Raw genomic sequence first — 11872 nt, forward strand, 5'->3', positions numbered from 1 at the left:
AATGGCCGTTACGCAACTGAGGAAATTGGGTGCGATCCCGCGGCTGCGAACCTAGCCGCGAGGCGCCACCGCCTCTTTGACATAGCGCACGTTGAACGCCGAATAGCCGTTCTCGACCTCCTTGAGCCGCGACGCGAACCGCTCGTGAACCTGCGGCAGGGCGTGGAAGGGAACCCCCATGAACGCGTGATGCTCGGTGTGATAGGGCATGTTCCAGGCGAGGAACCGCACCGCGCGCGTGGTGATCGTCGTGCGGGTATTGGCGAAGGGGTCGCCGATGAACGGGCACAATCCGTGTTCCGCAAGCAGGTAGAGCCGCAACACCGGCTGGGAGAGAACCATCGGCACCACCCAGTATCGCAGCAGGACGTCCGTGCCGAGCAGCAGCGAGCCGGCCGCCAGGACGGCGTAGCCGGCGAGGAACCATCGGGCTTCGGCGACCACCCGCGGTTTCAGCCCCTGCGTCACGTAGCGATCCGGAACGCGCCCGAGGGCATGCATGACGAGGGCACGGATGGCGCTGGTCCAGTACTTCAGCCCGCTGACATGCCAGGCGTAACGCGGCCAGCTGTCGACGCGCTTGTCGTCGAGCTCCGGGTCCTCGCCGGGAATCTGCGTGTGCCGGTGATGGGCGAGGTGGAAGGCCCGGAACCAGGCCGGCGGCAACAGCACCGCGAATCCCGCGAAATGCGCCACCGCCGCGTTCATCCAGAGCGACGCGAAGGCGGTGCGATGGACGGTTTCGTGCAGCGCGCAGAACAGGAAGACCAGGCCGACGCCTTCCATGAACATCGCCGGCCAGACGAGCCAGGTGCCCGAGGCGAGCCAGACCAGGACAGCCCCGGCGGCGATCGCCCCCAGATGTCCGGCAAGCCGCTCCAGCCCCCTGGCGTCGGACCGCGCCGACAGGCCCTTGAGGAACCGCTTTTCGTCCTTGTCGAGTACCGCTTCGGTGCTCATGGCCAGGCCAGTCTACAGCAAAACCGCCCGGCCGTGATCAGGGCCGGGCGGGACAATCTGTCGCCAGACGCGCGTCGCTCAGCCCAGCGCCAGGACGGTACCGCCGACCGCCACGGCGGCGCCCAGCGCCCGAGCGACCATCGACGAGACGCCGAAGCGACCGGCGGCCGTGACCGCGGCGATTCCGATGCCGTGCAGCAGCGCGGTGGCGACCGCGAAGCCGGCGAGATACTCGATGCCGGTGGCAGCGGCCGGAATCTCGGTTCCGTGGGCATGGCCGTGGAACAGTGCGAATGCGCCGGCCAGGATCCCACCGAGCCAGACGGGCGCCTTGAAGGCGAAGGCGGCGAACACCCCGAGAACGATCACCGAGGCGAGGATCGCCGGCTCGACGAGGGGCAGCGCGACGCCGCTCATCCCCAGTATGCCGCCGACGACCATGGTGCCGACGAAGACCGCAGGCCAGACCCAGAGGGCCGCGCCGCCGACGAGGCCGGCCCACAGGCCGACGGCCACCATCGCGAGCAGGTGGTCGGGGCCGAGCAGCGGGTGCGTGAAACCGGAGGCAAATCCCGACGCGGATCCGGCACCCACGTGGGCAAGTGCCGGTGTCGCGGCCAGCGCCGCCGCGAGGAACGTCAATTTCGCGAATGTCTTCGTCATGTCTGGATCACCCCTTCGTCGCCTCATGTCGCCACGGCGTCAGCGCCGCGCTGTTCCGCCGCCGGCGTCAGCCCGCCGGCCTGTTCGAGAAAAGCAATTATCGTGCCGAGCCCCTCGCCTGTCTTCAGGTTCGTGAATACATAGGGTCTGTTTTCGCGCATCCGCTTCGTGTCGGCCTCCATCACCTCGAGCGAGGCGCCGACCAGCGGGGCCAGGTCGATCTTGTTGATGATCAGGAGGTCCGACCGCGTGATGCCGGGCCCGCCCTTGCGCGGGATCTTCTCGCCCGCGGCGACGTCGATCACGTAGATCGTCAGGTCCGCCAGCTCCGGCGAGAAGGTCGCCGCCAGGTTGTCGCCGCCGGACTCGATGAGCACCACGTCGAGGCCGGGAAATCGGCCGCGCATCTCGGCCACCGCCGCGAGATTGATCGAGGCGTCTTCGCGGATCGCCGTGTGCGGGCAGCCCCCGGTCTCGACGCCGAGGATCCGCTCGACCGGCAGCGCGCCGGCGCGCGTCAGGATCAGCGCGTCCTCCTTGGTGTAGATGTCGTTGGTGATGGCGGCGATGTCGTAGGTGTCGCGCATCGCCTTGCACAGTGCCTCCATCAGCGCCGTCTTGCCCGATCCGACTGGCCCGCCGATGCCGACGCGCAGGGGTCCGTTGGGGGAACTGCTCATCTCGATTCTCCGTCCTGGGGCCGCAACGCCGACCGTCGCCCGCCGGTGTCGCGGCTCATGTCCTGAAAAGCCTCGTGTACTGGGTCTCGTGGCGCATGGAGGCGATGTCGGCGAGCAGCACGCAGCCGCCGAGATCGTCGGGCCCGGCAACCAGCGCCTCCCGCGCCACATCCGCGACGTCCGCCTCGAGCCGCGCGATCACCCGCTGGCCATCGGTCTGGCCGAGCGGGATCAGCCGCACTCCCGCCGACACGAGATTGGCGGCGAAGGCGTGCAGGTATCCGGTAAGCACCGGCCCGAGCGGCACGTCGTGGCGGGCCGCGGCGAGTGCGACGGCGACCGGATAGGTCATCTCGGCGACCTCCGGGAACCCGTCTTTCCCCGTCGGCCATGCCGCATCCGTCGCCAGCACGAAGGCGCGGCCCTGCGCCACAGTCTCGACCTGGCGCTCTCTCGAGGGGGCAAGCGCCGCGGCGAGCTCCGCGACGGCGGCAAGCCGCCCGTCGTCGCCTGCCACTGCCGCTCGCCAGGTTTCCGCCAGCAGGATCGCGTCCTGTCGGCCCGAACCGTACCGCACGATCTGCGCGACCCAGTCTCCCAGCCCCGCCGCCTCCCTCACCTCGCCGGCCTCGACCGCCCATTCCAGCCCGTGACTGTGCGAATAGGCGCCGACCGGGTAGGACGGCGACAGCCAGGCCAACAGCCGGTAGAGCACGCCCTGATCGGAGCCGGCATCAGCCATCTCCGTCCCCGTCGTGATGTCCGCCATGATGATGATCGCCATGGCCGTGGTGGTGATCGGCATGTTCGTGGCGGTGCGAGGTCGCATATGCGCCGCCTTCCGGCACGAAGGGGGCACGAATCGGGCGCACGGTGCCGCCGAGACCCTCCAGCATTTCCGCTATGACGTGGTCCGGCCGGATCAGGATCCGGTTTGCTTCGATTGCCGCCGGCAGGTGCCGGTTTCCGATATGCCACGCAAGCCGCATGAGGTGGCGGGCGTCGCTCGCGGTCACTTCGATCAGGTCCTCGTCCGCGGCCCTGACCAGCACGACCCGTCCGTCCTCGAGTTCCAGCCCGTCGCCGTCGCCGAGCGCAACCGCTTCCGGCAGATCGAGCAGGAACGCCGTGCCCTTCTCGCCGGTCAGCGCGATGCGCCGGCGGAAGCGGCTGTCGTGGTCGAGGACCACCATGTCGACGGCCTGCTGGAACCGGCCCTTCGGCCGAACGGTGTGGGCGCGCATCATCTCTGACTGACGTCTTCTGTATTGGATTGCATGCCTCCCAATTGAATGTATCCCTGCCCTTCATGCTGTTCGCACCTAACAGCTTTCTTAAGATCACCGCCCCTCGCGTTAAATCTAGGAATAAATCCCTCGATAACGATAGCTTCAAATGAAGAAAGTAATTCGTTGAGGTTTACATTTGACAATTTGACCTCTTCCCAATTTGGGAACAATCTTTCCTCCGGATTTGCTTTTCTCATATTTGGCATTCTACAATCCATAAATCCAAACCAGGAAAAGAATTGCCACCCATTACGATATTTACCTGTAGAATGTGCATTTATTCGATCACCAATACTTCCTCTTTCTACAGTATTCTTCCTTTCCACCCCAGATTGCCCCGCATATACAGGGTATAAATTTTCGTCGTAAAGAATATATACTCCCCTCTGAGCCCAAAAATTCATACAATTCCAAGTATTTTTAATATTATTTGCAGTTTTTCCTTGCCCTGTTCGACCCACGGGAATCGCAAGCATTTGTTTACGCTCCCAATTAACATACTTCCTATCCCAATAAAACCCATAAAAACGTATAAATCCACCATCGAAAGCATGGTCTGCATCTTCTTTTGTGACGCTATCGGACATTTTATATTCCGCTTTTATTTTTCATAATACTAAATCCAGCATAAATGCAGCAGTCTCAGTACATGAAGTAGAGCTGGGCCATCGGCAGCCGGTCGGCCGGCTTGCTGGTCAGGATCTCGCCATCGGCGCGCACCTCGTAGGTCTCCGGATCCACCTCCATCCGCGGCGTCAGCGAATTGTGGATCATGCTCGCCTTGGTGATGTTGCGGGTATTGCTGACCGCCAGCAGCTCCTTGGCGACGCCGAGCCTGTTCTTCAGGCCGCTGTCGATCGCGGCCTGCGAGACGAAGGTGACGGAACTCGTCGTGAGAGCCTTTCCGTATGCCGCGAACATCGGCCGGTAGTGCACCGGTTCCGGCGTCGGGATGGAGGCGTTCGGATCTCCCATGGGCGCGGCGATGATCGATCCGCCGAGCAGCACCAGGTCGGGCTTGGCACCGAAGAAGGCGGGCGACCACATCACCAGGTCGGCGCGCTTGCCGACTTCGACGGAGCCGATGTCCCGCGACATGCCGTGGGCGATCGCCGGATTGATCGTGTACTTGGCGACGTAGCGCTTCACGCGGAAATTGTCGTTGTCGCCGGTTTCCTCGGACAGCCGGCCGCGCTGCACCTTCATCCGGTGGGCGGTCTGCCAGGTGCGGATCAGCACTTCGCCGATCCGGCCCATCGCCTGGCTGTCGGAGGCGACGATCGACAGCGCCCCCATGTCGTGCAGCACGTCTTCGGCCGCCATCGTCTCCTTGCGGATGCGGCTCTCGGCGAACGCCACGTCCTCGGCGATGTCGGGGTCGAGGTGGTGGCAGACCATCAGCATGTCGAGGTGCTCGTCGATCGTGTTGACGGTGTAGGGCAGGCTCGGATTGGTCGACGAGGGCAGCACGTTGGGAAGCCCGCACACCTTGATGATGTCCGGCGCGTGGCCACCGCCGGCGCCTTCGGTGTGGAAGGCGTGGATCGTGCGACCCTTGAAGGCCCTGATGGTGTTCTCGACGAAGCCCGACTCGTTTAGCGTATCCGTGTGGATCATCACCTGGACGTCATGGTCCTCGGCGACACCGAGGCAGCAGTCGATGGCCCCGGGTGTCGTCCCCCAGTCCTCGTGCAGCTTCAGCGCGCAGGCCCCGCCGACAATCTGCTCGACCAGCCCGCCTGGCAGCGAGGCGTTGCCCTTGCCGGACAGGCCGATGTTCATCGGCAACCCGTCGAAGGCCTCGATCATCCGGCCGATGTGCCAGGCGCCGGGGGTGCAGGTGGTCGCAAGCGTGCCGTGCGCCGGGCCGGTGCCGCCGCCCAGCAGCGTCGTCACGCCGGAATAGAGCGCCTCTTCGACGAGTTGCGGACAGATGAAGTGGATGTGGGCATCGAATCCACCGGCGGTGACGATCTTGCCCTCCGCCGCGATCGCCTCCGTGGACGGGCCGACGACGATGTCGACATTCGGCTGGATATCAGGATTGCCGGCCTTGCCGATTGCGGCGATGCGTCCGTCCTTCAGGCCGATATCGGCCTTGTAGATTCCGGTGTGGTCGACGACCAGCGCGTTGGTCAGGACCGTGTCGACGGCACCGGCTTCGCGGGTGGTCTGGGACTGGCCCATGCCGTCGCGAATCACCTTGCCGCCGCCGAACTTCACCTCTTCGCCATACGTGGTGAAATCCTTCTCGACCTCGATCCACAGGTCGGTGTCCGCGAGCCGCAGCCTGTCGCCGACGGTCGGACCGAACATGTGGGCGTACGACGCCCGCGACATCCTAGCCATCGAGAGGCGCTCCTTCTTTCCGTAGGCGGGAAACCGGCCGTTTTTCTGCTTGCGAAAATTCCGTAAGGTCGGCGCGGGCTGAAATGATCCTGAAGCAATCGACGACTATCCGTCTTGGCCGTTTGCGGCCCTCGCCCCGTGGCGGGCGGCCGGGAACCATGCGGGCCGCGTCGTCTCGATTGTCTTCGACAAAGCACCCGGCCCGTGCACTGGAGGAGGAGTCAACTTGAAATCGCTTCACATTCTGCTCGCGGGCGCGGTCGCCTGCCTTGCAGGCCCCGCCTCGGCGGAAACCCTGCTCGAACGCGGCACCTATCTCGCCAACGGCCCTGCCGCATGCGGCAACTGTCACACGCCGATCACCCCCGACGGTCGGCCGATCCAGGGTCAGGAACTCGCCGGCCGGCTCATCGAAGACAATCCCGCGTTCACCGCCTACGCCGGAAACATCACGCCGGACGAAGAGACCGGTATCGGGAGTTGGACGGACGAGCAGATCATCACCGCTATCCGCGAGGGCAAGCGTCCCGACGGATCGATCATCGGCCCGCCGATGCCGATCGGCCTGTATCGCGGCATTTCCGACACCGACGCCAAGGCCCTTGTCGCCTACCTGCGGTCGATCCCGCCGGTCCGCAACGAAGTGCCGGAATCGACCTACCGCATCCCGCTGCCGCCGAGCTACGGGCCGCCGGTCGGCAACGTGCCGGATGTCGCGGAGGGCGTGACGGTCGAGTACGGCGGCTACCTGGCCGGGCCCATCGCCCACTGCCTGGAATGCCACACGCCGATGGGGGACAAGGGCCATCCCGACTTCGAGAACCAGCTCGGCGCCGGCGGCTTCCAGTTCCACGGCCCGTGGGGCACCTCGGTCAGTTCCAACCTGACGCCGCACGAGGACGGCATCGCCGAGTACACGGACGAGGAGATGGTCGCGATGATTACGACCGGCACCCGGCCTGACGGCACGCCGATGTATCCGCCGATGGGCTACGGCTACTACGCCAACATGAAGCCCGGGGACGTCCAGGCGATCGTCAAGTACCTGCGGACCCTGCCCCCGAAGCCCGACCCGCAATAGGGCGCGCTCTGCACCACGGAAACGAATTGGCGGGGCGTGCCTCATCTGCGTCCCGTCAGTTGCCCATGCCCTGGGCGAGATCCTCCAGGGCCGCGGTCCGTTCCCGGGTGATCCGGGTCATGCACTCGGCATAGATCATCGGCTCCATCGAGCCGCCCTTGACGAGAAAGGTTTCGGACTCGCAGGCCCTGTCGCGATATTCGATCCAGGCGCGCTGGGCAGCGAGCAGCGCCTTGGCCGCGCCCTTCTCGCCCTCCGGCAGGTAGGAGTCGGTCTCCTTCATCGACGCCATCGCCTTCTTGTAGGCCGCGTTGAGCTCAGAATCCGCCGCCTTGTAGTCCTCGTTGGAACAGATGGTCATATCCAGCTGCGTCTGCGGGTTGGCGCAGTCCGGCTTCTCGTCGGCCAGCGCGACGCCTGGGGCGAGCAGCAGGGCAAATACCGTCATCGTAACTCTCACTTGAACGCTCCTTCCCGGGTCCGGGCCGCTACAGCGACCCCATGATTTTCTGGTTGAATCCGTACACCCTGCCGTCGCCGGCGAGCCTGACCAGCGTCACCTCCCGGCTCTGGCCGGGCTCGAAACGCACCGCCGTTCCGGCGGGAATGTCGAGCCGGAAGCCGCGCGCCGCCTCGCGGTCGAAATCGAGTGCCTCGTTGGTCTCGTAGAAATGGTAGTGGCTGCCCACCTGCACCGGCCGGTCGCCGGTGTTGGCGACGGTCAGGCTCACCGTCTCGCGGCCTGCGTTGATCTCGATATCTCCCGGCAGCGCGGCGAGTTCTCCCGGGGATACCCCGGCCTCGGCGGCTCCACGGATCGGCGCGTGCACGGTGACGAGCTTGGTGCCGTCGGGAAAGGTCGCCTCGACCTGCACCTCATGGATCATGTCGGCGACCCCGGGCATGACCTGATCGGCCGACACGACGTGCGCGCCGGCCTCCATCAGGTCGGCGACCGACCGGCCGTCCCGCGCGCCCTCGACGACAAAGTCGCTGATCAGCGCGATCGCCTCCGGATAGTTGAGCTTGACGCCCCGCTGAAGCCGGCTGCGCGCCACCATCGCGGCGACCGAGACGAGCAGCTTGTCCTTTTCTCTCGGCGTGAGCTTCACGCGGCCTCTCCTCTTCCTTCAGATCGACCAGGCGCGCGGCACGCGCACGCCGATAGCCCGACACAGGCGGATGATCGCGGGCTTCAGCGCATTGCCGTCTGCGGCCACCATGCGCACTGCCAGCATGCCGTTCCAGGCGCTCGCCCCCGCTGACGCAGGCGCGTCCTTCAGCCCCTGTCGGGCCGCCTCGACGGCGTCCTCGGCATCGGGGCCGACCATGAGCAGGTTGGCGAAGGCCCGGCCGCCTCCCAGCGTCGCGGGTCCCGCGGCCGAAGCAAGTTCGGCACCGCCGATTTTCAGGTTGTCGGCGTAGACAAGCCTTCCGCCCCGCCGGATGCGCCACCGGTCTGCAAGATACCCGTCGCGCACGGTTTCGCCATGGGCGGCACGGCCGAGGATCGCCATTTCACACAGCAACAGATGCGAGTCCTCGGCCAGGTCGACGTCGAGGCCGCGCTCCAGTCGGCCGCGATCGAACAGAATGGTTTCCTGCGGAAGCCACAGCAGATGTGCGCCGGTGCCGACCGCCAGTCCGACCTCGATGCGTCCCTCGCCTGCTGCCGATCGGTAGATCTTCTCCGCGGCCTGCGACGTGATGGTCAGCGAAGCGCCGTCGGACACCTTAACGTCGACCCTGAACCGGTCGCCGCCGGTGATCCCGCCGGCCGTGTTGATCAGCACCGCCTCGGGAACGTCGGTATCGAACTGTCGCGGGAACCGCACCTTCAGCGAGCCGCGCTGGTATGCTTCCTGCAGATGGCTTCGCCCGCCGGCGCCGGCGATGCCGATCCGCACCGCGCCTTCCGCCCGCTCGAGCGCCGGGGGCGTCGCGTCGACGGAGGCCAACGGCGCGATCGGGCGATCATACTGTGAGACGGCGGCGTACATCCTCGTCGACCAGTTCCTCCCGCGTGCCCGCCAGCACGATTTCCCCGCGGTCCATCACCGCAAAGCGGTCGGCGAGTTCGCGCGCGAAGTCGAAATACTGTTCGACCAGCAGGATCGCCATGTCGCCCCGGTCGCGAAGATAGGCGATCGCGCGACCGATGTCCTTGATGATCGAAGGCTGGATCCCCTCGGTCGGTTCGTCAAGCACCAGCAGGCGCGGCCGGGTCACCAGCGCGCGCCCGATGGCGAGCTGCTGCTGCTGGCCGCCCGACAGGTCGCCGCCGCGCCGGCCCTGCATCGATTTCAGCACCGGGAACAGCTCGAACACCTCGTCCGGCACCGCCTTCTTCACGCCGCGTCCGAGCGCCGCGAACCCGGTTTCCAGGTTTTCGCGCACGCTCAGCAGCGGAAAGATCTCGCGGCCCTGCGGCACGTAGGCGATGCCGCGCTTGGCCCGCTCGTAGGGTTTGAGATTTCCGAGATCGGCGTCTTCCCAGACGATCTTTCCGCCGCTGACGTGATGCTGCCCGACGATCGCCTTGAGCAGCGAGGTCTTGCCGACGCCGTTGCGCCCCATCAGGCAGGTCACCTTGCCCGTTTCGGCCGACAGCGAAACGTCCCACAGCGCCTGGGCTGCGCCGTAGTGCAGGTCGACGTCCTGTACGCTCAGCATGGAACCTGCTCCGTCGTGCACTCCGGGGCCTGCATGGTTCGAGACAGCCGCTGAGGCGGCTTCCTCACCATGAGGCGCAACTTCGGAACGTGCCGGTTCGATGTCCGGCCACCCCCTCGCGCCTCATCCTGAGGAGCAGCGGAGCTGCGTCTCGAAGGATCGAGGCCCGAACCTCGCATCTTGCCCGGAGTCATCCCTTACCGCCCCAGATAGACTTCGACCACGCGCGGGTCGGCCGAGACGTGGTCGAGCGAACCCTCGGCCAGCACCGAACCCTCGTGCAGGACGGTCACCTTCACGCCGAGATCGCGGACGAAATCCATGTCGTGCTCGACCACGACCACCGACTGGGTCCTGGCGATCTCCTTGAGCAGGATCGCCGTCTGCTCGGTCTCCGAATCCGTCATGCCGGCGGCGGGCTCGTCGACCAGCAGCAGTTTCGGCGCCTGGGCCAGCAGCATGCCGATCTCCAGCCACTGCTTCTGGCCGTGACTGAGATTGGCGGCCAGTTCCTCGCGCTTCTCCGACAGCCGGATCGTCCGCAGCAGGTCGTCGATGCGCTCGCGTTCCTCGCCCGAGGTGCGGTGCAGCAGTGTCGCGAACGGGCCGCGCGGCGCCTTCAGGGCGAGTTCGAGATTGTCCCATACCGTATGGCTCTCGAACACCGTCGGCCGCTGGAACTTCCGCCCGATGCCCAGTTCGGCGATGTCGGTCTCGTCGAGGCGGGTCAGATCGTCCTGGCCGCGGAACAGCACGGTGCCCTCGTCCGGCCGCGTCTTGCCGGTCACCACGTCCATCATGGTCGTCTTGCCGGCGCCGTTCGGTCCGATGATGGCGCGCATCTCGCCCGGCGCGATGACGAGCGACAGGGAATTCAGCGCCTTGAATCCGTCGAAGGAGACGGAGACGCCGTCGAGATAGAGCAGCGAACTGGTGACGGCTTCGTTCATCGGCCTTGATCCGGCGTGGTCTGGATCATTCTGCCGCCTGCGGACTGCGCGACGAGGCCGAGAGCCCGCCCGGCTCGACGCCCGCCTCCGCCTGCTCCGATGCCTCGCGCCTGTCGGCGGCGCCCGGGCCGGCGGCGCGGCGACCCTTGGCGAAATGGGCGATGGTGCCGACGATGCCCTTGGGCAGGAATAGTGTGACGGCGACGAACAGGCCGCCCAGCGCATACAGCCAGAAGTCCGGCAGCGCCCCCGTGAAATAGGTCTTGGCGTAGTTGACCAGCACCGCGCCGATCACCGGCCCGACCAGCGTGCCACGCCCGCCGACGGCGACCCAGATGACGATCTCGATGGAGTTGGCCGGCGCGAACTCGCTCGGATTGATGATGCCGACCTGCGGCACGTAGAGCGCGCCGGCCACGCCTGCGAGGATCGCCGACAGCGTCCAGACGAACAGCTTGTAGTGCTCGACCCGGTAGCCGAGGAACCGGGTCCGGCTTTCCGCATCGCGCACCCCGACCAGCACCTTGCCGAGCTTCGAGGCGACGACCGCCCGGCAGATCACGAATCCCAGCGCCAGCGCCAGCGCCGTGGCGGCGAACAGGCCGGCCCGCGTCTCGCTGGACTGGATGTTGAAACCGAGGATGTCCTTGAAGTCGGTCAGCCCGTTGTTGCCGCCGAAGCCCATGTCGTTGCGGAAGAACGCCAGCAGCAGGGCGTAGGTCATCGCCTGGGTGATGATCGATAGGTAGACGCCGGTCACGCGCGAGCGGAAGGCGAACCAGCCGAACACGAAGGCCAGCACGCCGGGAACCAGCGCCACCATCAGCATGGCGAACCAGAAATTGTCGAAACCGTACCAGTACCACGGCAGTTCCTGCCAGTTCAGGAACACCATGAAGTCGGGCAGGTCCGGATTGCCGTAGACGCCCCGGCTGCCGATCTGGCGCATCAGGTACATGCCCATCGCATAGCCGCCGAGCGCGAAGAACGCCCCGTGGCCAAGCGACAGGATCCCGGCGAAGCCCCAGATCAGGTCGACCGACAGGGCAAGCAGCGCGAAGGCCAGATACTTGCCGAGCAGCGTCACGACATAGGTCGGCACGTGGAACGGGTGCGAGGGCGGCAGCATCAGGTTGAGTGCCGGCACGATCACCGCGATGGCGAGGATGACGACCAGGAACGTCGTCGCGTACCTGTCGAGGCCGCGTAGGATCATGACGACACCCG

Annotated in this window: 14 protein-coding genes; 1 reads left to right on the forward strand and 13 read right to left on the reverse strand. The window is 65.9% G+C overall.

The window, feature by feature from the left end:
* Positions 1-51: 51 nt before the first annotated feature.
* The 7 genes from V3328_RS20800 to ureC form a co-directional block, all read right to left on the reverse strand.
* Positions 52-960, reverse strand: coding sequence for a fatty acid desaturase (locus V3328_RS20800; RefSeq protein ID WP_340331635.1), 909 nt, complete (start codon positions 958-960; stop codon positions 52-54).
* Positions 961-1038: 78 nt separating this feature from the next.
* Positions 1039-1623, reverse strand: coding sequence for a HupE/UreJ family protein (locus V3328_RS20805; RefSeq protein ID WP_340331636.1), 585 nt, complete (start codon positions 1621-1623; stop codon positions 1039-1041).
* Between the two features lie 23 nt (positions 1624-1646).
* Entirely contained in the window at positions 1647-2303 is a 657-nt protein-coding gene (ureG, locus tag V3328_RS20810; RefSeq protein ID WP_340331637.1) for an urease accessory protein UreG, read from the reverse strand.
* A gap of 55 nt (positions 2304-2358) precedes the next feature.
* Positions 2359-3132 carry an urease accessory protein UreF gene (locus V3328_RS20815; RefSeq protein ID WP_340331638.1) on the reverse strand — a complete coding sequence of 258 codons (774 nt, stop codon included), beginning with the start codon at positions 3130-3132 and terminating at the stop codon, positions 2359-2361.
* Entirely contained in the window at positions 3038-3550 is a 513-nt protein-coding gene (locus V3328_RS20820; RefSeq protein WP_340331639.1) for an urease accessory protein UreE, read from the reverse strand. The genes V3328_RS20815 and V3328_RS20820 overlap by 95 nt, the downstream gene beginning before the upstream one ends.
* Positions 3547-4179, reverse strand: a complete 633-nt coding sequence (locus V3328_RS20825) for a hypothetical protein (RefSeq protein WP_340331640.1) — start codon at positions 4177-4179, stop codon at positions 3547-3549. Before V3328_RS20825 ends, V3328_RS20820 begins: the two co-directional genes overlap by 4 nt.
* A gap of 55 nt (positions 4180-4234) precedes the next feature.
* On the reverse strand, positions 4235-5941 hold the full coding sequence (gene ureC / locus V3328_RS20830) for an urease subunit alpha (protein ID WP_340331641.1): 1707 nt from the start codon (positions 5939-5941) through the stop codon (positions 4235-4237).
* A gap of 226 nt (positions 5942-6167) precedes the next feature.
* On the opposite strand from ureC, the gene V3328_RS20835 reads away from it, so the two are divergent.
* On the forward strand, positions 6168-7022 hold the full coding sequence (locus tag V3328_RS20835) for a cytochrome C (protein ID WP_340331642.1): 855 nt from the start codon (positions 6168-6170) through the stop codon (positions 7020-7022).
* A gap of 55 nt (positions 7023-7077) precedes the next feature.
* Here V3328_RS20835 and V3328_RS20840 read toward each other — a convergent pair whose 3' ends face one another.
* The 6 genes from V3328_RS20840 to urtC all read right to left on the reverse strand — a co-directional run bounded on the left by V3328_RS20840 (position 7078) and on the right by urtC (position 11861).
* On the reverse strand, positions 7078-7470 hold the full coding sequence (locus V3328_RS20840; RefSeq protein ID WP_340331643.1) for a lysozyme inhibitor LprI family protein: 393 nt from the start codon (positions 7468-7470) through the stop codon (positions 7078-7080).
* A gap of 40 nt (positions 7471-7510) precedes the next feature.
* Positions 7511-8134, reverse strand: coding sequence for an urease subunit beta (locus V3328_RS20845; RefSeq protein ID WP_340331644.1), 624 nt, complete (start codon positions 8132-8134; stop codon positions 7511-7513).
* 18 nt (positions 8135-8152) lie between these two features.
* Positions 8153-8980 (reverse strand): urease accessory protein UreD, encoded by an 828-nt coding sequence (locus V3328_RS20850; RefSeq protein ID WP_340331645.1) that lies wholly within the window; start codon positions 8978-8980, stop codon positions 8153-8155.
* A 16-nt stretch (positions 8981-8996) separates the two neighbouring features.
* Positions 8997-9695, reverse strand: coding sequence for an urea ABC transporter ATP-binding subunit UrtE (urtE, locus tag V3328_RS20855; RefSeq protein WP_340331646.1), 699 nt, complete (start codon positions 9693-9695; stop codon positions 8997-8999).
* A 197-nt stretch (positions 9696-9892) separates the two neighbouring features.
* Positions 9893-10645 carry an urea ABC transporter ATP-binding protein UrtD gene (gene urtD / locus V3328_RS20860; protein ID WP_340331647.1) on the reverse strand — a complete coding sequence of 251 codons (753 nt, stop codon included), beginning with the start codon at positions 10643-10645 and terminating at the stop codon, positions 9893-9895.
* Positions 10646-10670: 25 nt separating this feature from the next.
* The gene (gene urtC, locus V3328_RS20865) at positions 10671-11861 is read right to left on the reverse strand and encodes an urea ABC transporter permease subunit UrtC (RefSeq protein ID WP_340331724.1); all 1191 of its coding nucleotides are present in this window, start codon (positions 11859-11861) and stop codon (positions 10671-10673) included.
* Positions 11862-11872: the final 11 nt, after the last annotated feature.

The organism is Microbaculum marinum, from assembly GCF_037855135.1.
Classification (GTDB): domain Bacteria; phylum Pseudomonadota; class Alphaproteobacteria; order Rhizobiales; family Tepidamorphaceae; genus Microbaculum; species Microbaculum marinum.